We start from the raw sequence: 22,287 nt of genomic DNA, 5'->3' as shown, positions 1-22,287 counted from the left end.
AACAGACCAGAATCAGACTTTAGGATCAGCATCCGAAGAAATCTCTGCTGATTCTCCTGAATTCAAAAGCTGGCTAATATATTCCTTAGGAAGAACACCATATTGTACCTTGAAACATTTGGCAAAATAGGAGGAGGAAGTAAATCCTACCTGTGCCGCAACCTCAGAAATACGTGTACCTCCCCGGATTAATTCAGCCGCCTTATTCATACGCAGAGCCTTCAGGTAATCATTGGGCGACATACCCGACAATGCCTTTATCTTTCGATAGAAATTAGAACGGCTCATGTTCATTTGCTCTGCAAGAGTATCAATGGAGAAGTTCTCGTCTGCCAGCTGGTCGGCAATGACTTCCTGTATCTTAGCAACAAATTCACAGTCTCTCTGAGACATCGCAAGCTCTGCTGAAGTCTGAGTCGCATTTCCGGATAAACTAGCCATCAACTTATGGAAAGACTGCCTCAACCGGAGCAGGTTCTCAATCTGCTTGTGCAGTTGCTTGATAGAGAATGGCTTCTCTATATACACATCGGCTCCACATTCAAGGCCTTCCACCTTAGACTCTAAGGTTGTTTTTGCCGTCAGCAGAATAACCGGAATATGTGAGTAATCTATTTCAGATTTTACTTTACTACAGAGTTCCAAACCGTTCATTTCCGGCATCATGACATCACTGACTATAACATCTACACTTTCTTGTTCAAGTATCTCAAGAGCTGCACGTCCATTCGAAGCTTTCAGCACACGGAACCAAGCCAGCAATGAATCGCGTGTCAGGTTCAATAGTTCGACATTGTCTTCCACCAACAATACAGTGAATTTCTTTCCCGAGAATTCCGAAGAAATATTCTCTGTCGTCCCCTCACTTTCAGAATGTACCTCAACGATGTCGGTAGTTTCTTCTACCGCCTCCTTGTTCAAAGGAAGAGATAACACAAACGAAGAGCCTTGCGGTTCGTTATCTTCAAGACGAAGGCTACCTTGATGAGCCTCTGCCAGAGATTTTGCAAAAGCCAATCCGATACCAGTACCTGTTGCCGTGGCTACCTTGTCATCCGGCATCTGATAGAAAGCTTCAAATATTTTCTCTTTCTGCGAGTCAGGTACTCCACGACCATCATCACTCACATATATTTCATACCCCGCATCATTTGCCACAAGTTTCAAATCAATGCGTGCACGGGCATATTTGATAGCATTACTTATCAGGTTCACCAAGATCTTACTCAGCTTTTCCCGATCAACCATCGATACCAATTCCTGATCGGGTACCGTCAACACCAATTCAATACCTTTCAACTCCGCAGGACTAGTGAACTGGCTATATATATCATTCACAAGCTCCTTTATATCACAGCTCACCAAATTCAATTGCAAAGCTCCGTTTTCCATCTTCTGAAAGTCGAGCAGCTGATTCGTAATGCCTAAAAGGTAATTCACATTCTTATCTATCACAGACAGATATTTCGCTTCTTTTCCTTCATGCTCTATCTCTTGCAGCTTTTCAAGAGGCAAACGTATCAGACTGAGAGGGGTACGTATCTCATGTACCAAATTAATAAAGAAGCCGATCTTTGATTTATAAACTTCCTGTTCTTTAGCAATCTGGTATTTCTCCATCCGACGTTTGTATTTGTGCTTGACACGGAGATTCCAACGCCAGGCAATCCAGGCAATCCACCCCATCAGCAGGAGGATATAAATAAAATAAGCGAAAGAACTACGCCACCAAGGGGGAGTAATCACTACCTTCAGAGTAGTGGTTTTCTCGTTCCACTGATGATCATTATTAGAGCCGCGTACTTCAAACTCGTATTCTCCGGGAGGCAGATTGGTGTAAGAAGCGGAGTTGTTCTCGGAATTGGTAATCCATTCCTTATCGACCCCTTTCAATATATAAGAATATCTGTTTCTTGCCGGGTCTTCATAACTAAGTGCCACAAAACGAATCGTGAAACTATTATTTTCATAAGACAAGGTTATCTTGTCAGCCATATAAACCGGTTTTCCCAGTTGAAGCAGTTTCTTCACTTCCTGTTCATCATTCAGATAAGACAGACGGATATCAGTCACGTATACCGGAGGAATGTAGGCATTATCGACAAAACGCTCCGGCTGGAAAACATTAAAACCATTAATTCCGCCAAAATACAATTTGCCTTCGGAGGATCTTAAAGAAGACCGTGCCATAAATTGATTTCCCTGCAAGCCATCATTAATCGTGAACTGCCGGAAATGAGCTTTAGATATTGGATTAATTTTGAAAATCCCCGCATTACTGGATATCCAGAAGTCCCCCGTCTGATCTTGTTCAATGGAGTAGATCACTTTGTTGGGAAGTGAAGAATCAAATTCGATGAATGCTTCTGTTTTAGGGTCGAAGGAACATAATCCTCCCCCATTCGTGCCAAACCACATCACCCCTTTATTGTCCTCAAACACGGTGATAACCGAGTTACTGGTAATGGTAGTCGAATCTTCCCGTTCATGCTGGAAATGTTTCCAATGTCCGCTGAGGGTATTATAGGAGAACACACCGCTATTGGTAGTTGCTATCCACAGATTGTTGTACATATCCTCATATATATCGCCAACGGAGATCATAGAACCGATACTGGTGATAGTCATAAAATTGTCGGCATCCGGATTATACCGGCATAAGCCCCAGCTTGTTCCGACGAAGATTTCACCTTTCCGATCCTTATACATGCACAACACATCATTACTACAAATCGTATTGGGGATTCCCCGAGAATGTGTATATTCTTTTATCGAACCGGTACGCAGATTAAGAACACGTATTCCCTCGGCATAAGTACCAATCCAGAGACAATCACCGTCTAGCATCAAAGAACGAATATCGTATTTCTGCCCCTTTACGCCTCCGATAGGATGCTCCGAAAGTTCCCGTGTAACGGCATTGAAGAAATATAAACCACTCTGGGTACCAATCCAGATGTTTCCGTCCTTATTTTCACAGAATGGTCCGACCACCTCTCCCGCTCCCGGTATCCCCGACAGATAAGCGGGGGAATAGTAATCAAAACGTTTGGTCTGTTTAGACATGTAGTTGATACCGCCCAAGTTCGTCAATATCCATAGAGCACCTTCCGCATCCCACATCATACCGTTGATGGTCTGGTCACTTAAACTTCTCGGATCAGCCGGATTATCTGCACGAAGAAAAGTTTTCAACTCACGATTGAATAGATAGAGTCCGTTATCGGTTCCTACCAGCAATTCATTCTCTGTATATTTGAGCAGGCTGCGAACCGCACCGAAATTCAACGAAGGAGCCATATAATTCTCAATGATTCCGGTTTCATGATTCAACCTCCCTAGCAAATTGTTACCTGCTCCCAACCATACTTCTCCCTCGATATCCAACACGCAATTGATCTTGTAACTATCCGGAGAATTCACATCTGATGAAACTCTATACGATTGCAGAAATTTACCGTTTTCATCGAAACAAAGTAGCCCTTCCTGAAGTGAAGAAGCATATACTTTCTTCTTATCATAACTTTGGCAAACATCCCAGACAAAAGAAGTCTGAATGCTATTCTGAGTCAACACCTCAGTCTTGGGATCATAAATAAAAAGCCCCTGTCCTAACGTGGCAATCCAAAGAAGCCCGTTCTCTGTCTTTATAATCTTCTTGATCTCACTACTGACGTATACACCGTACTGAGTAGTCTTATCGAAATAAGAGAAACGGTCCGTTGCCCGATCATAAATATACAGTCCGGAGTTAGTTCCGACCCATATATTCTGATCTTCCTCAATCAACGCTTCAACGAAGTTGTTCTCCAATGAGAATTTATCGTTCAAGACATTCCGATAAACTTTGTTGCCCCGACCGTCATAGCGGTTCAGACCGTCACTGGTGCCCAGCCAGATAAATCCATAACTATCCTGTATAGCACACCATACCGTATTATGTGACAAGCCATCTTCCACCTGATATTTCTTAAAGGAGAAATAGGGAGATGCAGACAATGGTTCGAGCCAAAAGGCCAGTAAAAGTATCAGTATTTTTGTTAACTTCATACTAAGTGTGTCTTATATTTAGATTAACGATTCAACCAAGGTTCCGGATTCAATTTTTCTTTCTCTCTGCGCAACTGGAAATGCAATACCGTTCGTCCGTTATCTGCGCCATCAGAAAATATCTGTCCGATAGCCTGCTTTGTACTCACTGTATCACCGGACTTCACCGAAGCAGAAGAAAGATTACAGTAAACGGAAATATAATTACCATGCCGGATCAGAACATTAAATAGTCCGTTCAACTGGAACACAGCTGCTACCTTACCATCAAAGATGGCACGAGCCTGTGCCCCCGGCTTTCCTTGAATATCAATTCCTTTGTTGTCCAGCTTCACATTACGAAGTCCTTCAACAGCGTACTGTCCATAACGGCTGGTTATGATGTAAGGTCCGGATATGGGCATCGGAAGTTTTCCACGGTTAGCAACAAAGCTACCGGACAGCTCACGATCCGCCTTACTCATCGTAAAAGCATCCAATGGTTCCGACTTCGGTCTGGCAACTGTTCCGGTTCCGGAGGAAGTTTTGTCCTTAGCATCCGCCTTCTTACGGGCTGCCGCTTCTCGGCGAGCCTCTTCCTGAGCACGTTTGCGGGCGCGTTCTATTTCTTCTGCGATCAATCGGTCGATACGGGCATTCAGTTGATTTGCCTCCCGTCTCTTCTTATTCACCTCGCTCTGCAGCCCTTTCTGTTTCTTTTGCAGATTGGCCACCAGCGTACGCTTCTCTTTCTCCTGAGCCTCGAGTTTCGCCTTTTCGTTCTCACGTTCTTTCAGCAATCCCTCCTTGGCAGCTTTCACTTGCTCACGTTCCGCTTTTTTCTTCCGTATCTGCTCCTGTTTTTTTAAGATTTCTTCTCCCTGCAAACGCTGATAGGTAGCATATTCGCGCACATAACGTAAACGACGATAGGTTTGCCCCAAATTCTTGGCAGAGAAAATAAACATCAGCTTTTCTTCAATTGATTTATTCTTATAGAGATACTGAACAGAAGCTTCGTACTTCTTCTTTTTCTCTTTCAGATCCTTTTCAAGACTATTCAACTGACGGTTCAGGGATACTAATTCACGTTCGATACTCTCCACATCATTATTGATGGCAAGTATATAACGTTTCCGCTCCTCAATCTGTCCCGTCAATGCCGCCAGACCATTCAACTGACTGCCTACATCCTTCTTTGTATTCTGCAAAATCGACTCCGTCTCGGCGATCTGCTTCTGCAGCGCACCGCGCTTACTCTCCAACTCACGAATCAACTTATTCGATTGGGCAGAAAGCGGAATTGCCAGCCAAAGGCTGCTTATCAGAATTACAAAGAGGCGTTTTTTCATAATAAAGTCATCAACATTTTCATTAGCTCTTCCAAAGAAACCTGACGGTATCTGGAAGTCAGTTCGGTCGGAGTGATCGACACTTCTTTGGTCGAAAACTCATATAATTGTACTTTTGCTTTCTCCAATTTGGGGATTCCCAAATCTTTTCCGGATAGTTCCGTCTTTCCACCGGGACGGGAAGCATCTGTCAGCAGTTTCTCCAACTGAGAAAATTCTACGTTCTTCGACAATATTTCTTTCAGCTCACTCTTGGTTGCACGTACAAACCGCTTATTCATCCGGTCGACAAACAACAGTTCGGAGGGAGTAACCTCAATGCGCGCCACTTCCGTACGGATAATGGGCATCAATAAGGAGATCTGTACCCGTTCATGACTTTTCATCTTCATGGTACCGCCAACTGACATACTTCCGTTCTTACTTGGAATTGTCAGCTGGAGTTTGGAAGCCAGATAACTGGGCGCCGTCACTTCCGGCACCGTTGTCGTCAGATGCTTTGAGCTTTTACAACCTGCCAATACGACTGCAATCAACAAAAAATAAGCGATTCTTCTCATTCTGCAATGTATTTTTTCTTTTCTATTTTCTGTTTCAATGTTTTCGACTCACTGCCCATCTCCAGTGCTTTCTTCCAATAGGAAAGCGCGCCATCCACATCTCCAGTCATATAATAGATATCCCCGCAATGTTCTACGATCACATCACTCTTTTCATCATCACTTTTCATGGCATTATCTATGTAAATACGAGCTTCCGCATAATTTCCCTTTTCAAAAAGAATCCATGCATATGTATCCAGATAAGTAGCATTATTCGGTTCTGCCTTTACAGTCTTGTAACTCATTTCTTCCGCTTTATCCAGATCACGGCGCTCTACTGACAAGTAATAAGCATAGTTGTTCAACGCACCAATGTTGGAAGGATTGTAGACCAGTGCTGAGTCATAAGCAGCATAAGCCTCCTTCATCTGTTTCTGAGTATGATACATATCACCCAAAATAGAATAGAAGTCTGAGACGACCTCCTTCTTGCTGTCAGCTGTCGTATGTTCCAGTGCTCTCTTACAAATACTGACCACACTATCCGGCTGTTCTGCCTGATTATAGGCAATGGCCAGATAATAATAAAATTCCAGCGCATCCGGAGTCGCTTCAATACCCGGCTCGCAAACCTTAATGATCTGCTTGTAATCCTCTTTTCTTACGGCAGTTCCAACCAACATCATACGAGCAGCTTTATTAGTAGGGTCTAAGTCAACCACTTGTTCCAAAACAGGAACTGACTCTGCCTCCATATTCTTCGACAACAGATATTGCGCATAAAGCATCGGGATTTGTGGATCATCCTGCTCCTGCTTCATGATCCGGTCAAACAGAGCTATGATTTGCGTACTGTCTTTATCAGCCTGTTCATTTTCCACAATCATCTGGCGCATGACGTTCACTTTAGTATCAGGTGTTACCTTCTTATTCAGCAATAAAGTATCCAGTTGCTGCTGATAAAGCCCCTCCTGCCCCGTCTGTTTGTAGTAAGAAGCCATCGAAAAGATAGCCATCGGATTATCCGGTTCTGCAGCCAGCACCTTCTGATAAACGTCATAAGCTTCCTGCTTCTTACCATTCTGAAGATATACGTCACCCAATATTACCTGATAACGCATGTCCATCGGATATTCCTGTACCAGACTTTCTATTTCCTGAAAAGCTTTCTTGTCATCCTTCATCTGAAGGTAGATCCGGAACTTCTCCATAGACAACTGTTCATTCTTGCCCATGTGCTTTTCAAGACGGTTCAATGTAGATATGACTTCATCATACTTCTCTTGTCTCCCATACAAGTCCAGAAGATTGAAAAGCGGGTCCTGTTTTCCCGGAAAACGCACTGCCATCTGTTCCAGCAGAGTGATAGCTTTATCCAATTCATTCTGCTGCTGATACAGCGATGCCAGTCCCTGACTATACCAATAGTTATCCGGAGCACTTGCCACCGCTTTTTCCAGCGCCTCCTGTCCTTGCGGCACCTGGCGGAGGAACATATAATACTGTGAAACCTCATAAAGTGCAGAAGCCGCATTCGGGTGAATATCCAGACAATGCTGCAACAATCCGAAAGCAGACGCATAATCTTTCTTCTCTTTCAAGCGCATGGCTTCCAGAAAGAAATAGTCATATTTCCGCTGCTGTTCGGGCGTTAGTGAAGACTGCGCCAAAACGACAGCTGGCTTTTCTTTTGCATTTTTCACCGTTCCGCACGAAACCAATGTCCATACAGCAACCAAAAGCCATATAATATTTTTCTTATTCATTTTCTCTTTTTATGGTACTTATCCTCGTCGGTACTTATCCTCGTCCTGTATGCCCGAAGCCCCCTGCTCCGCGCTCTGTCTCATCCAGCACTTCCACTTCCTGCCATACCGCTTGCTCATGCTTTGCAATCACCATCTGGGCAATACGCTCTCCATCCTCGATCACAAAAGATTCGGAAGAAAGGTTGATCAGAATGATACAGATTTCTCCGCGATAATCCGCATCAATTGTTCCCGGAGAATTGAGTACAGTAATGCCTTTTTTGATAGCCAGCCCACTACGGGGACGAATCTGGGCTTCAAATCCTTGTGGAAGAGCAATATAGATTCCAGTCGGCACCAGGCAACGCTGCAATGGCGCCAATGTGATAGGTTCAGAAAGATTAGCACGGATATCCATTCCTGCAGATAATTCAGTGGCATAAGCCGGAAGCGAATGCTTCGATTTATTGATTACTTGAACGTTCATAAATGCATGTTTACTATTTAACGGGCGAAAATACACATTTTGAACTGAAAATTAGTTAAGTTTGCAGTTAAATAATGTGGTAACAACCAATTTGCAAACTGTAACCTGTGAAATAGTAAATAAAATGATGAACTGGAATCAACTAATATCAGCCAAACGCTTCGGGATGGAAGAATTCCACGAAGAACGGCAAGAGAACCGTTCAGAGTTCCAACGGGACTATGACCGGCTCATATTTTCCGCACCGTTCCGCCGTCTGCAGAACAAAACACAAGTATTCCCGCTACCCGGTAGTATTTTCGTACACAACCGGCTAACACACAGCCTTGAAGTGTCCTGCGTAGGGCGGTCTTTAGGCAATGATGTAGCAAAAGCTATTTTAGAGCGTCAACCGGAACTTGAAAGTTCTTTCTTGCCGGAAATCGGCTCCATTGTATCGGCTGCTTGTCTGGCACACGACCTAGGCAATCCGCCTTTCGGACATTCCGGCGAACGGGCTATCTCGACTTTCTTTTCTGAGGGAAAAGGGCAAAGACTACAAGAAAAGCAACCGGACGGAGAGCAACTTTCTCCGATGGAATGGGAAGATTTGACACATTTTGAAGGAAATGCGAACGCTTTCCGCATACTGACCCATCAGTTTGAAGGACGTCGCAGAGGAGGGTTTGTATTAACATATACAACACTTGCTTCCATCGTAAAATACCCCTTTTCATCGAGCCTTGCCGGCAAAAAATCTAAATTCGGCTTCTTTGTCAGCGAGGAAGAGAGCTATCGCAAAATCGCGACAGACTTGGGCCTTATCCAGCTTAGTAAACATCCGTTAAAGTACGCCCGACACCCGCTAGTATATCTGGTGGAAGCCGCAGACGACATCTGTTATCAAATGATGGACATCGAAGACGCCCACAAGTTAAAGATCCTCACGACAGATGAAACAAAGGAACTTTTGATGTCTTTTTTCTCCGAGGACCGGCGGTCACGCCTTCGAAGCACCTTCCAAATTGTCAACGACACCAATGAACAGATCGCCTATCTGCGTTCTTCCGTTATCGGATTATTAGTCCGTGAGTGTACCCGTGTCTTTCTGGAACACGAGCAAGAGATACTGGCTGGCACTTTCGAAGGGCCACTTATCAAACATATCTCCGAAGATCCGGCAGCCGCCTATAACCATTGTGCGGAAATATCCCTGAAAAGGATATACCGTTCGCAGGACGTCCTGGACATTGAACTGGCCGGCTTCCGCATAATCAGCACCTTACTGGAACTAATGGTAGACGCTGTCACCCTACCCGGAAAAGAGAAAGCCTACTCCGAACTTTTAACCAACCGCGTTTCCGACCAATATAACATAAAATCGCCCGTACTCTACGAAAGAATACAGGCGGTACTTGATTATATATCTGGAATGACCGATGTCTTTGCGCTCGATCTTTACCGGAAAATTAATGGCAACAGCCTTCCTGCGGTGTAACAACCTTAGGAGTAAACACTCCTTCGCTCTCACAAGGCATCTTCAGCGCATCCGGATGACTCTCTATAAACGTCTGGATGTGTCTGATTCGCTTATCTTCAAGGATTTCATCCACAGCAATCAGAATACCAGTCTCTTCCACATCACCAAATTCATAGTTGATAGCTGTCCCGAACATACGCATAGTAGGACTTAAGCTCATATAGGCATTCACCAACGGTGGTATATTATACCCCAGTTTGCGTATCTCCGTATTCAATATCTTATAATCTTCTTTAAAGGTATCCTTGCAGAACAAAGCTTTCAATTCCTCATCAGAAGTTTCCAAAATCAACGGTTTCATCGGTGTAACCAGCTTTTCCCGATCATAAAAATGCTTTTTAAGGAAATACAGAATCATATCGCGTCCACGGCGATGATAACTGGGATACATGGTCACCTTACCAAAGAAATACTTCACATTCGGCATTACGACCGTCAGTGCCCCCAATCCATCCCACAGATTATCCAAAGCGAATAAGCCCTTACTGCCGGCACGTGTAGACTGATATTCCAACGTTACAAAAGAACGCCCCAGTTCAATTGTCTGAGGCAGATATTCCTTAATAAACGCATTCGAGAAATGGAACATGTGAGAAGTAGCCAGAATAGGCGCACCTGCTTCATCAAAGCGCACATCCGTTCCAAGCAAATACCGGTAACCACCTAATATTTCTTCCGCTTCCGGATTCCATACGATCAACTGCTTATATGGGTGTTCCATGGTATCATATTCGTCGATATCCATCGACATGCCTGTTCCTCCACCCGCAGCACGAAAGGCAATTTCCCTCAAACGACCAATTTCACGCATCACATTAGGAGCATTCTGATGGGTAATAATATAAATCTGATTATTACTTTTATTGGTCATTCGCAAGCGCCTATCTTCTGTCAACTCTGCTTTCAGCAGTTCTTTGCTTACCGGTTTAATAATCTCTTCCATATTCTTGTTATAGTGTTCTATCAGTTACAGTTTATATACAATGTCCTTCACATACTCCGCCCACTGAGCAGGAGTCTTCGACTTATCGAAAGTCTGCCAGGGAATCGGTTTACCAAAAGTGACAGTAAAGGTTTTGTGACGGTTCTTAAACATCTCATCCGCCAGATACAGCATAGCGATATTGAATTTAATACCCAATGCCTTACAAACATTCGCCAGATTGTAGAAGAAATCAGAGTTTCTGCCGCCAAAATGCACGGGAACTACGTCTCGCTTCGCCTGTATGCTTTTTATAATGAATGTTTTCTTCCATTCCAGATCCCGGATCACTCCGTTCTGACGCCGCGAGCAAAGCCCCGCAGGAAACATGATCATCTGGTCGTCAGACTGAAATCCGGCTTCCACCATCTTAGGAAAGTCTTTTGCCTGCTTTCCCGTCTTATTAATAGGAACACAAAGAGGAGCCAAACCACGCAAATTCATCAGCAGGTCATTCACCAGATACTTTACTTTCCCATTATAATGGCGTCCCAGCACATAGCCGAGTGCTACTCCATCCTGCCCTCCCAGCGGATGATTGGACACAAAGGTATACAAACCGTCTACAGGCAGGTTCTCAAGACCTTTCACCTCCACCTTCGCATCAAGGAACTCCATGCATGCCTCAAGGAAATCCACTCCCAGTTTATCTTTCGATTCATTCAGGAACACATTAATCTCGTCCTGATGAACAATTTTCTTCAAATAAGAAACCACAAACTTAGGGATGTACTTATATTGCTTCGGAGCTTTCGTCCGAAGTATCTTATCGACATCGATTAAAAATAAAGAGTCATCAGTCATTCTTTTCAAATAAAAATGATGCCACAAAATTAACGGTTCTTTTTTATTAATCGCAATAATTTGGCAGAAAATGCAGGATTTAAGTTCTCAACCTGAAAAAAGGACACCCAAAAACTATCAAATATAACCTAAAAACTATCCGCTGATAGTTTTTCCCCTAAATTTTGTCGGTTCATCCCCTATTCCATTCTCAAAAATGCCGTAAACTTGCATCACCGAAAAAAACAAACGAATATTCACTTTTTAAAAGCAACGTATATGAAAAGTTTAAGCTTCAGAAAAGATTTAGTAGGAGTACAGGAAGAACTGCTCCGTTTCGCATACAAACTGACAACCGACCGCGAAGAAGCAAACGATTTGTTGCAGGAGACATCACTCAAAGCATTAGATAACGAGGACAAATATATGCCCGACACAAATTTTAAAGGATGGATGTATACCATTATGCGCAATATCTTCATCAACAATTACCGTAAAGTAGTTCGCGACCAGACATTCATTGATCAGACAGATAATCTTTATCATCTGAATTTACCGCAGGATGCCGGTTTTGAAAGTACGGAAAGAACGTACGACCTGAAAGAGATGCACCGGGTAGTCAATGCACTCCCTAAAGAATACAGAGTTCCGTTCGCTATGCACGTTTCCGGCTTCAAATACCGCGAAATTGCCGAAAAGCTGAACCTCCCGCTAGGCACCGTGAAAAGCCGTATCTTCTTCACCCGCCAGAAACTGCAGGAAGAACTGAAAGATTTTCGCTAAACCTTTAACTATATTATTTATCAATTCCAAATTAGATATTTTAGTGCAGATTTTTAATTGTATTAGTTTAAGGCAGAAGAGTTACAATCTCTTCTGCCTTTTTTTGCTAATCTATTCTGCATGCCCCCTCCCTTACGAAAGAAAAAAACTCCCGCTCAATAAAAAAAGACTCTTCCTCAATACAAACAAAAAAGCATAGCATCTTTCCTGTTTTCCCCACTAATAAAGCATTTCCCAAACCACATCTTTTTCAAGTAAATAAGCATTTAACAATCGGTTGAAAACTTCTCTAAAAGATTTTTATGGAAAATTGTGGGGAATTGTGGGGAATTTCCTACTTTTACGGTCTCTTTATTATAATAAGGTAAATGATACGTTTTTTAGGCAATATTGAAGTCAGGGCGGACGCAAAAGGAAGAGTGTTCATCCCAGCCACCTTCAGGAAGCAATTGCAAGCTGCCTCCGAAGAGAGACTCATTATGCGTAAAGACGTATTTCAAGACTGCCTGACACTGTACCCCGAGAGCGTGTGGAACGAGGAGTTAAACGAACTCCGGAGCAGGCTGAACAAATGGAATAGTAAACACCAGCTCATTTTCAGACAGTTTGTGAGTGACGTCGAAATAGTTACGCCCGACAGCAACGGACGCATACTAATCCCGAAACGTTACTTACAGATTTGTAATATCCATGGAGATATACGATTTATCGGCATCGACAACAAGATAGAGATATGGGCAAAAGAACGGGCAGAACAACCGTTTATGTCTCCCGAAGAGTTTGGTGCAGCATTAGAAGAGATTATGAACGATGAAAATAGACAAGATGGAGAAAGATGATTTGACATACCACGTACCAGTATTGCTAAAGGAAAGCGTTGACGGAATGAATATTCGTCCGGACGGAACGTATGTAGACGTTACCTTCGGAGGAGCGGGACATTCGCGCGAGATTCTTTCACGCCTTGGAGAAGGCGGACGTCTGCTGGGATTCGACCAGGATGAGGATGCCGAACGGAATATCGTCAATGATACCCACTTCACCTTTGTACGCAGTAATTTTCGTTATTTGCAGAATTTCCTGCGTTATCATGGCATTGAGCAGGTAGACGCTATTCTGGCTGACCTTGGCGTATCCTCCCACCATTTCGACGACAGCGAACGCGGCTTCTCCTTCCGTTTCGACGGAGCACTGGATATGCGCATGAACAAACGTGCAGGAATCACGGCAGCCGACATCATCAACACATACGAAGAAGAACGGCTCGCAAACCTTTTCTACCTGTACGGCGAACTGAAGAACAGCCGTAAACTGGCATCTGTCATTGTAAAAGCCAGAAACGGACAGTCTATCCGGACAATCGGTGAATTTTTGGAAATCATCAAGCCGCTTTTCGGACGCGAACGGGAGAAAAAAGAATTGGCGAAAGTATTTCAAGCACTTCGCATTGAAGTAAATCAGGAGATGGAAGCACTGAAAGAAATGCTGTCAGCTGCTACCGAAGCGCTCAAACCGGGCGGACGCCTTGTGGTTATCACTTATCATTCACTGGAAGACCGGATGGTGAAGAATATAATGAAAACAGGCAACGTGGAAGGCAAAGCGGAAACCGACTTTTTCGGGAATCTGCAAACCCCGTTCCGGTTAGTCAACAATAAGGTGATTGTTCCCGGCGAAGCGGAGATAGAAAGAAACCCACGGTCGAGAAGTGCCAAATTACGAATAGCAGAGAAAAAATAGTCTCAGATATGGAAGAAGAAGTAGTAGACAAAAAGACAGAAGAGGGCAAGAAGAAAAAACGCACCTCATTGAAAAGTATTCTGGGAGGAGATATCCTCGCCACAGACTTTTTCCGTCGGCAGACGAAGCTGTTGGTACTGATTATGGTATTCGTTATCTTCTATATCCACAACCGTTATGCCAGCCAGCAACAACAGATTGAAATAGACCGGCTGAAAAAAGAATTAATTGACATTAAATACGATGCGCTGACCCGTAGTTCGGAGCTGATGGAGAAAAGCCGTCAGTCACGTATCGAGGAATATATATCAAACAAGGAAAGTGATTTGCAGACTTCCACCAATCCGCCTTATCTTATTAAATAAGGTATGAGTTGGGAGTTTTAAAAGAGAATAAGCACTGTGGCAGTAAATAAGAAAAATATAATGACCCGTTACTTCTTTGTCATTCTGATAATGGCATTGATAGGAGTAGCAATTGTCGTTAAGGCAGGCGTGACCATGTTTGCCGAACGGCAGTACTGGCAGGATGTAGCCGATCGTTTCGTAAAAGAAAACGTAACGGTGAAGCCTAACCGTGGAAACATTATTTCTTCTGACGGTAAACTAATGGCCAGTTCACTGCCTGAATACAGAATCTACATGGACTTTATGTCCGGTGAAAAGGACGAAAAAAGAAGAAAGAAGGATCAGGCACGCCGGGATTCCATCCTCAAAGCAAATATGGATTCGATCTGTATCGGACTCCACAAGATATTCCCTGATAAGAGTGCGGCACAATTCAAGGCGCACCTTCAGAAAGGACGACAGGCAAAAAGCCGTAACTACCTGATTTATCCGAAGCGTATCTCCTATATACAATATAAAGAGGTGAAACGTCTGCCTGTTTTCTGTCTGAACCGTTATAAAGGAGGATTCAAGGAACTGGCATACAATCAGCGCAAGAAACCTTTCGGCTCATTGGCAGCCCGCACCTTGGGAGATGTATATGCTGATACAGCTCAAGGAGCCAAGAACGGTATAGAACTTGCATTCGATACGATTCTGAAAGGACGTGACGGGCTGACTCACCGCCAGAAAGTAATGAACAAATACCTGAATATTGTCGATGTCGCCCCTATCGACGGCTGCGATCTGATCACTACTATCGATGTAGGCATGCAGGATATTTGCGAAAAAGCATTGGTAGACAAACTGAAAGAGCTGAATGCTACCGTAGGTGTAGTCGTATTGATGGAAGTAACAACCGGAGAGGTAAAAGCCATCGTTAATATGACCCAAGGCAGAGACGGCGAATATTACGAGGTACGCAATAATGCAATCAGTGATATGCTTGAGCCGGGATCCACTTTCAAGACGGCATCTATCATGGTAGCTCTGGAGGACGGAAAAATCACTCCGGACTATATCGTAGACACCGGCAACGGACAAAAGCCGATGCACGGTCGTGTCATGAAAGACCACAACTGGCATCGCGGAGGATATGGCAAACTGACTGTTACCGAGATTCTGGGAGTATCATCCAATGTAGGAACTTCCAGCATCATTGAAAACTTTTATGGAAGTAACCCGCAGAAATTTGTAGACGGACTGAAACGGATGAGCATTGACCAACCTCTCCACCTGCAAATATCAGGAGAAGGAAAGCCGAACATTCGCGGTCCGAAAGAACGCTATTTTTCGAAAACGACATTGCCGTGGATGAGTATCGGTTATGAAACTCAGGTTCCGCCGATCAATATTCTGACATTCTACAATGCGATTGCCAACAACGGAGTATCCATTCGTCCGAAGTTTGTAAGAGCCGCTGTCAGAGACGGAGAAGTGGTAAAGGAATACCCGACCGAGGTTATCAATCCGAAAATCTGTTCGGACAAAACGTTGGCACAGATACGGGAAATCCTACGGAAAGTAGTAGGCGAAGGACTCGCCAAACCCGCGGGAAGCAAGCAGTTCCATGTTTCCGGTAAAACCGGAACCGCACAGATTTCGCAGGGAGCAGCGGGATATAAGACGGGAAGAACCAATTATCTCGTCAGTTTCTGCGGATACTTCCCGTCGGAAAAGCCTAAATACAGTATGATTGTCTCTATCCAGAAACCCGGTCTGCCTGCTTCGGGAGGTTTGATGGCGGGTAGCGTATTCAGTAAGATTGCAGAAAGAGTCTATGCAAAAGACCTGCGCTTACCGCTCACCAGTGCCATTGATACAAATACGGTTGTCATCCCGAACGTCAAGGCGGGAGAAATGAGGGAAACGCAACGGGTACTGGAAGAACTGAATATAAAGATACAGGGAAAAATCACCGACTCGGGGAAAGAAGTATGGGGAAGCACTCATCCCGCTCCTCAAGCTGTGGTTCTTGAGAGCCGGGGTATCATGCAGAACTTCGTACCGAGCGTCGTAGGTATGGGAGCAAAAGATGCTGTTTATCTATTGGAAAGTAAAGGATTGAAAGTCAATCTGGTGGGAGTCGGGAAAGTAAAAAGCCAGTCGATAGCCAACGGCAGTGTCGTTAAGAAGGGGCAAACGATTACGCTTACGATGCATTAAGAATTAAATTAAGTAGGACAGATATGTTATTAAACGAGTTACTGAAAGCAATCCAGCCGGTGCAAGTGACCGGAGATTCAAAGATAGAAATCACCGGAGTCAACATCGACTCCCGTCTGGTGGAAGCCGGCCAACTATTTATGGCGATGCGTGGCACGCAGACCGATGGCCATGCCTATATTCCCGCCGCCATTCAGAAAGGAGCCACTGCCATCCTTTGTGAAGACCTTCCGGAGGAGCCCGTAGCAGGAATCACCTATATTCAGGTGAAAGACAGCGAAGATGCAGTAGGAAAGATTGCTACGACATTCTATGGAAATCCGACAGAACAATTCGAACTGGTCGGTGTCACAGGAACAAATGGTAAAACAACCATTGCCACCTTATTATATAATACATTCCGCTACTTCGGTTATAAAGTGGGGTTAATCTCTACTGTCTGCAACTATATCGACGACCAGCCGATTCCGACAGAGCATACAACCCCCGACCCTATCACGCTAAACCGTTTATTGGGCCAAATGGCAGATGAAGGATGCAAGTACGTCTTTATGGAAGTCAGCTCTCATTCCATCGCTCAGAAACGTATCAGCGGATTAAAGTTTGCAGGAGGGATTTTCACAAACCTGACCCGCGACCATCTTGATTATCATAAAACCGTAGAGAACTATCTCAAGGCAAAGAAAAAGTTCTTCGACGATATGCCTAAAAACGCTTTCAGTCTCACCAACCTTGACGACAAGAATGGACTGGTGATGACACAGAATACACGTTCCAAGGTTTACACCTATTCGTTAAGAAGCCTCAGCGACTTCAAAGGACGGGTCATTGAGTCCCATTTTGAAGGGATGCTGCTCGATTTCAACAAACATGAACTAGCCGTTCAGTTTATCGGCAAGTTCAATGCCTCCAACCTGCTGGCAGTGTTCGGAGCAGCCGTATTATTAGGCAAAAAAGAGGAAGAGGTACTCATAGCACTTAGTACACTCCATCCGGTAGCCGGACGTTTCGATGCCATCCGTTCTCCGAAAGGAGTGACAGCAATCGTTGACTATGCACATACGCCGGATGCACTGATTAACGTATTGAATGCCATTCACGGAGTACTCGAAGGCAAAGGTAAAGTGATCACCGTAGTAGGTGCCGGCGGCAACCGTGATAAGGGAAAACGCCCTATCATGGCGAAAGAAGCAGCGAAAGCCAGCGACCGGGTAATTATAACATCGGATAATCCCCGCTTTGAAGAGCCACAAGACATCATCAACGATATGCTTGCCGGACTGGATGCGGAAGATATGAGAAAAACGCTTAGTATCGCCGACCGCAAAGAAGCAATCCGTACAGCTTGCATGCTTGCAGAGAAAGGAGATGTAATCCTCGTAGCCGGAAAGGGGCACGAAAATTACCAGGAGATCAGAGGAGTGAAACATCACTTCGATGACAAAGAAGTTTTGAAAGAAATATTTAATTGACAACCTATAATAATTTGCAATGGACAGCTCCTTATCAGGCGTGGGGCATCAATAAGAGACTGTAAATTGCAGACACTAAATTGTAAAGAGAAAAGAGATGTTATATTATCTGTTTGAATGGCTGCATAAGCTCAATTTTCCCGGAGCGGGAATGTTCGGTTACACCTCATTCCGTGCTTTGATGGCTGTTATCCTCGCATTGCTTATATCAAGCATCTGGGGAGATAAATTCATCAATCTGCTGAAAAAGAAGCAAATCACGGAAACACAGCGTGATGCCAAGACCGATCCGTTTGGCGTCAACAAAGTGGGTGTGCCAAGTATGGGAGGGGTTATCATTATCGTAGCCATCCTCATACCATGCCTGCTATTGGGAAAGCTGGACAATATATATATGATATTGATGCTGATAACCACCGTATGGCTGGGATCACTCGGTTTTGCCGACGATTACATCAAAATATTCAAGAAAGACAAGGAAGGTTTGCACGGCAAATTCAAGATCATTGGTCAGGTCGGTCTGGGACTGATTGTAGGACTGACTCTGTATCTAAGCCCGGATGTAGTCATCCGCGAGAACATCGAAGTTCATACGCCGGGACAGGAAATGGAAGTGATCCACGGAACGAATGATTTAAAATCAACCCAAACCACTATCCCTTTCTTCAAAAGCAATAACTTAGATTATGCCGATCTGGTCGGTTTTATGGGCGAACATGCACAGACAGCCGGATGGATACTGTTCGTGATTATCACGATTTTCGTTGTAACTGCCGTATCGAATGGTGCTAACCTCAACGACGGAATGGACGGCATGGCAGCCGGAAACTCCGCCATCATCGGTGCCACACTGGGAGTACTTGCCTATGTATCGTCGCACATCGAGTTTGCCAGTTACTTGAATATCATGTACATTCCGGGATCGGAAGAACTGGTAATTTACATTTGCGCATTTATCGGTGCGTTGATCGGTTTCTTATGGTACAATGCCTATCCGGCACAAGTATTCATGGGAGACACAGGTAGTCTGACCATCGGTGGTATTATTGCCGTTTTTGCTATTATCATCCACAAAGAACTGCTGATACCGATTCTCTGTGGCGTGTTCCTGGTAGAGAACCTGTCGGTCATACTGCAACGCTTCTACTATAAGATAGGAAAACGGAAAGGAGTGAAACAGCGGCTGTTCAAACGGACTCCGATACACGATCATTTCCGTACTTCCATGAGTCTGGTAGAACCGGGATGTACCGTAAAATTCACGAAACCCGACCAGCTGTTCCACGAATCAAAGATTACCGTCCGTTTCTGGATTGTAACCATTGTATTGGCAGCGATAACGATTATTACATTAAAAATAAGATGAAAATTATCTGGCACGGATGACACGGATAACACGGTTTTAGTAAACCAATAGCTGTGTAAGACCGTGAAATCCGTGTAATCCGTGCCTAATTAAAATTTATTATATAAGAGAGTATTAACCCGATTATTAACTTTAAAAAGATGTGCGCAGCCGATGAGCGAAAAAGAAGGGATGAAAAGGAAGAGAGAAGAGTCTGCCTGTCGGACAGCAAAAGCACATTACTGTAAATGAAAAGAATTGTAATTTTAGGAGCCGGTGAAAGCGGTGCCGGCGCAGCCGTACTCGCCAAAGTAAAAGGACTTGAAACATTTGTTTCGGATATGTCCGTTATCAAGGATAAGTATAAAGAACTCCTTGACAGCCACCATATTGCCTGGGAGGAAGGACATCATACCGAAGAACTCATTCTGAATGCCGATGAGGTGATCAAAAGCCCCGGTATCCCGAATGACGCCCCGTTGATCCTGAAACTGAAAGCCCAGGGTACACCGATCATCTCCGAAATCGAGTTCGCCGGACGCTATACCGATGCCAAAATGATCTGTATCACCGGTTCTAACGGAAAGACAACGACTACTTCCCTGATCTACCATATCTTCAAGAGCGCAGACCTGAATGTAGGTCTCGCCGGTAACATTGGCAAGAGTCTGGCTTTACAAGTAGCCGAAGAACACCATGACTATTACATCATCGAGCTCAGTTCTTTCCAACTGGACAATATGTATAACTTCCGTGCCAATATCGCCGTACTGATGAACATCACACCGGATCATCTGGACCGCTACGACCATTGCATGCAGAACTACATCGATGCCAAGTTCCGTATTACACAGAACCAGACCACCGATGATGCCTTCATCTTCTGGAACGATGACCCGATCATCAAACAGGAACTGGCAAAACATGGTCTGAAAGCACATCTGTATCCTTTCGCAGCCATGAAGGAAGACGGAGCCATCGCATACGTAGAAGATCATGAAGTGAAGATCACCGAGCCTATCGCCTTCAACATGGAACAGGAGGAACTGGCATTGACCGGACAGCATAACCTTTACAACTCGTTGGCTGCCGGAATCTCGGCAAACCTGGCAGGTATCACCAAAGAGAATATCCGCAAGGCACTTTCCGACTTCAAGGGAGTGGAACACCGCCTGGAGAAAGTGGCACGTGTACGCGGCATCGACTTCATCAACGATTCCAAAGCGACCAATGTCAACTCCTGCTGGTATGCCCTGCAAAGCATGACTACCAAGACAGTACTGATACTGGGCGGAAAAGACAAAGGCAATGACTATACGGAAATAGAAGATCTGGTACGCGAAAAGTGCTCGGCACTGGTTTACCTGGGACTGCATAACGAAAAGCTACACGAGTTTTTCGACCGCTTCGGACTGCCCGTAGCCGATGTGCAGACCGGAATGAAAGATGCAGTGGAAGCAGCCTACAAACTGGCTAAGAAAGGAGAAACCGTATTGTTAAGCCCCTGCTGCGCTTCTTTCGACCTTTTCAAGAGTTACGAAGACCGCGGCGATCAGTTTAAGAAATATGTAAGAGAGTTATAAAATGGATTTATTAAAGAACATATTTAAAGGTGACAAGGTAATCTGGATTATCTTCCTCTGTCTCTGCCTCATCTCGATTATCGAGGTGTTCTCGGCAGCATCGACGCTGACCTACAAAAGCGGCGATCACTGGGGACCGATTACACAGCACTCCATCATCCTGATGGTGGGTGCCGTAGTAGTAGTGTTTCTGCACAACGTCCCCTACAAATGGTTTCAGGTATTCCCAGTCTTCCTGTATCCGATCTCCCTCGTCCTGCTGGCATTCGTCACACTGATGGGTATCATCACAGGCGACCGTGTCAATGGAGCAGCCCGCTGGATGACCTTTATGGGACTACAGTTCCAGCCCTCGGAACTGGCAAAGATGGCTGTCATCATTGCCGTTTCGTTTATCCTGTCGAAAAGGCAGGATGAAGAAGGAGCCAACCCGAAAGCCTTTAAATACATCATGATTCTTACCGGACTGGTCCTCATTCTGATTGCTCCGGAGAACTTGTCGACAGCCATGTTGCTGTTCGGTGTCGTATTCATGATGATGTTCATCGGACGAGTAGCCGCAAAGAAACTCCTTCTGCTGGCAGGAGGGCTCATTCTGATCGGCGCGCTCGGTGTGGGTACGGTTGTAGCAATTCCTGCTAAGACGTTGCACAGCACCCCCGGACTTCACCGTCTGGAGACCTGGCAGAACCGTATCAAAGGCTTCTTCGATAAAGATGAAGTGCCCGCAGCCAAATTCGATATAGATAAAGACGCACAGATTGCACATGCCCGTATCGCCATCGCTACCAGTCATGTAGTGGGCAAAGGGCCGGGCAACTCCATACAGCGTGACTTCCTCAGCCAGGCATTCTCCGATTTCATCTTCGCGATAGTAATCGAAGAGATGGGACTGATAGGAGGCATATTTGTCGTATTCCTCTATCTCTGGCTGCTGATGCGGGCCGGACGTATCGCGCAAAAGTGCGAACGGACTTTCCCCGCCTTCCTTGTCATGAGCATCGCTTTGCTGTTAGTATCGCAAGCGATACTGAATATGATGGTTGCCGTGGGGCTGTTTCCCGTGACGGGACAACCTTTGCCTCTGGTCAGCAAAGGAGGTACAAGTACATTAATCAACTGCGCCTATATCGGAATGATATTGAGCGTAAGCCGATATACAGCTCATCTGGAAGAACAGAAAGCGCATGACGCACAGATTCAGATGCAGATAGAAGCCGGAACAGCGACTTCGGAGGCTCAGGCTGCTGCCGAACCGACTGCACAGATTCTGAACAGTGATGCCAAGTTCGAAGATGAACATGACAGCAATAAACGATGATGCACGGTTTACGATGAACCGTAAACCGTGAAGAACGGATAAAAAAGGA

At 44.8% G+C, this 22,287-nt stretch carries 17 protein-coding genes; 10 read left to right on the top strand and 7 right to left on the bottom strand.

What is annotated here, in order from left to right:
• Positions 1 to 12 precede the first annotated feature (12 nt).
• Genes K6V30_RS05955 through dut form a run of 5 tightly spaced genes read right to left on the bottom strand, consistent with a single transcriptional unit; the run spans position 13 to position 8,158 of the window.
• The gene (locus K6V30_RS05955; protein ID WP_055269352.1) at positions 13 to 4,050 is read right to left on the bottom strand and encodes a hybrid sensor histidine kinase/response regulator transcription factor; all 4,038 of its coding nucleotides are present in this window, start codon (positions 4,048 to 4,050) and stop codon (positions 13 to 15) included.
• A gap of 23 nt (positions 4,051 to 4,073) precedes the next feature.
• Entirely contained in the window at positions 4,074 to 5,381 is a 1,308-nt protein-coding gene (locus K6V30_RS05950; RefSeq protein WP_010536197.1) for a murein hydrolase activator EnvC family protein, read from the bottom strand.
• The gene (gene lolB1 / locus K6V30_RS05945; RefSeq protein WP_055269351.1) at positions 5,378 to 5,941 is read right to left on the bottom strand and encodes a lipoprotein insertase outer membrane protein LolB1; all 564 of its coding nucleotides are present in this window, start codon (positions 5,939 to 5,941) and stop codon (positions 5,378 to 5,380) included. Before lolB1 ends, K6V30_RS05950 begins: the two co-directional genes overlap by 4 nt.
• On the bottom strand, positions 5,938 to 7,689 hold the full coding sequence (locus K6V30_RS05940) for a tetratricopeptide repeat protein (RefSeq protein ID WP_022301417.1): 1,752 nt from the start codon (positions 7,687 to 7,689) through the stop codon (positions 5,938 to 5,940). The genes lolB1 and K6V30_RS05940 overlap by 4 nt, the downstream gene beginning before the upstream one ends.
• A 34-nt stretch (positions 7,690 to 7,723) precedes the next feature.
• Positions 7,724 to 8,158, bottom strand: a complete 435-nt coding sequence (gene dut, locus K6V30_RS05935; protein ID WP_010536194.1) for a dUTP diphosphatase — start codon at positions 8,156 to 8,158, stop codon at positions 7,724 to 7,726.
• 124 nt (positions 8,159 to 8,282) lie between these two features.
• On the opposite strand from dut, the gene K6V30_RS05930 reads away from it, so the two are divergent.
• Positions 8,283 to 9,635, top strand: a complete 1,353-nt coding sequence (locus K6V30_RS05930) for a deoxyguanosinetriphosphate triphosphohydrolase (protein WP_055269350.1) — start codon at positions 8,283 to 8,285, stop codon at positions 9,633 to 9,635.
• Here K6V30_RS05930 and glsB read toward each other — a convergent pair.
• Entirely contained in the window at positions 9,607 to 10,620 is a 1,014-nt protein-coding gene (glsB, locus tag K6V30_RS05925; protein WP_010536192.1) for a glycine N(alpha)-acyltransferase GlsB, read from the bottom strand. The genes K6V30_RS05930 and glsB overlap by 29 nt on opposite strands.
• Positions 10,621 to 10,644: 24 nt before the next feature.
• Complete coding sequence (gene glsA, locus K6V30_RS05920; RefSeq protein ID WP_010536191.1) at positions 10,645 to 11,463, bottom strand: lyso-glycine lipid O-acyltransferase GlsA; 819 nt, start codon at positions 11,461 to 11,463, stop codon at positions 10,645 to 10,647.
• Positions 11,464 to 11,721: 258 nt separating this feature from the next.
• Between glsA and K6V30_RS05915 the strand changes: the two genes are divergently transcribed.
• The 9 genes from K6V30_RS05915 (at position 11,722) to K6V30_RS05875 (ending at position 22,238) form a co-directional block, all read left to right on the top strand.
• Entirely contained in the window at positions 11,722 to 12,225 is a 504-nt protein-coding gene (locus K6V30_RS05915; RefSeq protein WP_010536190.1) for an RNA polymerase sigma factor, read from the top strand.
• Positions 12,226 to 12,593: 368 nt separating this feature from the next.
• Complete coding sequence (gene mraZ / locus K6V30_RS05910) at positions 12,594 to 13,064, top strand: division/cell wall cluster transcriptional repressor MraZ (protein ID WP_010536189.1); 471 nt, start codon at positions 12,594 to 12,596, stop codon at positions 13,062 to 13,064.
• Positions 13,051 to 13,965 carry a 16S rRNA (cytosine(1402)-N(4))-methyltransferase RsmH gene (gene rsmH, locus K6V30_RS05905; protein ID WP_010536188.1) on the top strand — a complete coding sequence of 305 codons (915 nt, stop codon included), beginning with the start codon at positions 13,051 to 13,053 and terminating at the stop codon, positions 13,963 to 13,965. The genes mraZ and rsmH overlap by 14 nt, the downstream gene beginning before the upstream one ends.
• 8 nt (positions 13,966 to 13,973) lie before the next feature.
• Positions 13,974 to 14,330, top strand: coding sequence for an FtsL-like putative cell division protein (locus K6V30_RS05900; protein WP_010536187.1), 357 nt, complete (start codon positions 13,974 to 13,976; stop codon positions 14,328 to 14,330).
• Between the two features lie 60 nt (positions 14,331 to 14,390).
• On the top strand, positions 14,391 to 16,517 hold the full coding sequence (locus tag K6V30_RS05895; protein WP_010536186.1) for a penicillin-binding protein: 2,127 nt from the start codon (positions 14,391 to 14,393) through the stop codon (positions 16,515 to 16,517).
• 23 nt (positions 16,518 to 16,540) lie between these two features.
• Positions 16,541 to 17,989 (top strand): UDP-N-acetylmuramoyl-L-alanyl-D-glutamate--2,6-diaminopimelate ligase, encoded by a 1,449-nt coding sequence (locus K6V30_RS05890; protein ID WP_010536185.1) that lies wholly within the window; start codon positions 16,541 to 16,543, stop codon positions 17,987 to 17,989.
• A 97-nt stretch (positions 17,990 to 18,086) separates the two neighbouring features.
• Positions 18,087 to 19,355, top strand: coding sequence for a phospho-N-acetylmuramoyl-pentapeptide-transferase (locus tag K6V30_RS05885; RefSeq protein WP_010536184.1), 1,269 nt, complete (start codon positions 18,087 to 18,089; stop codon positions 19,353 to 19,355).
• A gap of 227 nt (positions 19,356 to 19,582) precedes the next feature.
• On the top strand, positions 19,583 to 20,917 hold the full coding sequence (murD, locus tag K6V30_RS05880; protein WP_022301424.1) for a UDP-N-acetylmuramoyl-L-alanine--D-glutamate ligase: 1,335 nt from the start codon (positions 19,583 to 19,585) through the stop codon (positions 20,915 to 20,917).
• 1 nt (position 20,918) lies between these two features.
• A complete protein-coding gene (locus K6V30_RS05875; protein WP_010536182.1) occupies positions 20,919 to 22,238 on the top strand; it encodes an FtsW/RodA/SpoVE family cell cycle protein in 1,320 nt (439 codons plus the stop codon).
• Positions 22,239 to 22,287 lie beyond the last annotated feature (49 nt).

Source organism: Bacteroides faecis, from assembly GCF_020091505.1.
Lineage (GTDB): Bacteria > Bacteroidota > Bacteroidia > Bacteroidales > Bacteroidaceae > Bacteroides > Bacteroides faecis.
The sequence above is the reverse complement of the archived record's forward strand: the minus strand, read 5'-3'. Positions and strand labels throughout refer to the sequence as shown.

What these genes read in the sequence shown, in the direction of transcription:
- K6V30_RS05955 (WP_055269352.1), bottom strand. Translation starts at nt 4,050, where the DNA reads ATGAAGTTAACAAAAATACTGATACTTTTACTGGCCTTTTGGCTCGAA.
- K6V30_RS05950 (WP_010536197.1), bottom strand. Translation starts at nt 5,381, where the DNA reads ATGAAAAAACGCCTCTTTGTAATTCTGATAAGCAGCCTTTGGCTGGCA.
- lolB1 (WP_055269351.1), bottom strand. Translation starts at nt 5,941, where the DNA reads ATGAGAAGAATCGCTTATTTTTTGTTGATTGCAGTCGTATTGGCAGGT.
- K6V30_RS05940 (WP_022301417.1), bottom strand. Translation starts at nt 7,689, where the DNA reads ATGAATAAGAAAAATATTATATGGCTTTTGGTTGCTGTATGGACATTG.
- dut (WP_010536194.1), bottom strand. Translation starts at nt 8,158, where the DNA reads ATGAACGTTCAAGTAATCAATAAATCGAAGCATTCGCTTCCGGCTTAT.
- K6V30_RS05930 (WP_055269350.1), top strand. Translation starts at nt 8,283, where the DNA reads ATGATGAACTGGAATCAACTAATATCAGCCAAACGCTTCGGGATGGAA.
- glsB (WP_010536192.1), bottom strand. Translation starts at nt 10,620, where the DNA reads ATGGAAGAGATTATTAAACCGGTAAGCAAAGAACTGCTGAAAGCAGAG.
- glsA (WP_010536191.1), bottom strand. Translation starts at nt 11,463, where the DNA reads ATGACTGATGACTCTTTATTTTTAATCGATGTCGATAAGATACTTCGG.
- K6V30_RS05915 (WP_010536190.1), top strand. Translation starts at nt 11,722, where the DNA reads ATGAAAAGTTTAAGCTTCAGAAAAGATTTAGTAGGAGTACAGGAAGAA.
- mraZ (WP_010536189.1), top strand. Translation starts at nt 12,594, where the DNA reads ATGATACGTTTTTTAGGCAATATTGAAGTCAGGGCGGACGCAAAAGGA.
- rsmH (WP_010536188.1), top strand. Translation starts at nt 13,051, where the DNA reads ATGGAGAAAGATGATTTGACATACCACGTACCAGTATTGCTAAAGGAA.
- K6V30_RS05900 (WP_010536187.1), top strand. Translation starts at nt 13,974, where the DNA reads ATGGAAGAAGAAGTAGTAGACAAAAAGACAGAAGAGGGCAAGAAGAAA.
- K6V30_RS05895 (WP_010536186.1), top strand. Translation starts at nt 14,391, where the DNA reads ATGACCCGTTACTTCTTTGTCATTCTGATAATGGCATTGATAGGAGTA.
- K6V30_RS05890 (WP_010536185.1), top strand. Translation starts at nt 16,541, where the DNA reads ATGTTATTAAACGAGTTACTGAAAGCAATCCAGCCGGTGCAAGTGACC.
- K6V30_RS05885 (WP_010536184.1), top strand. Translation starts at nt 18,087, where the DNA reads ATGTTATATTATCTGTTTGAATGGCTGCATAAGCTCAATTTTCCCGGA.
- murD (WP_022301424.1), top strand. Translation starts at nt 19,583, where the DNA reads ATGAAAAGAATTGTAATTTTAGGAGCCGGTGAAAGCGGTGCCGGCGCA.
- K6V30_RS05875 (WP_010536182.1), top strand. Translation starts at nt 20,919, where the DNA reads ATGGATTTATTAAAGAACATATTTAAAGGTGACAAGGTAATCTGGATT.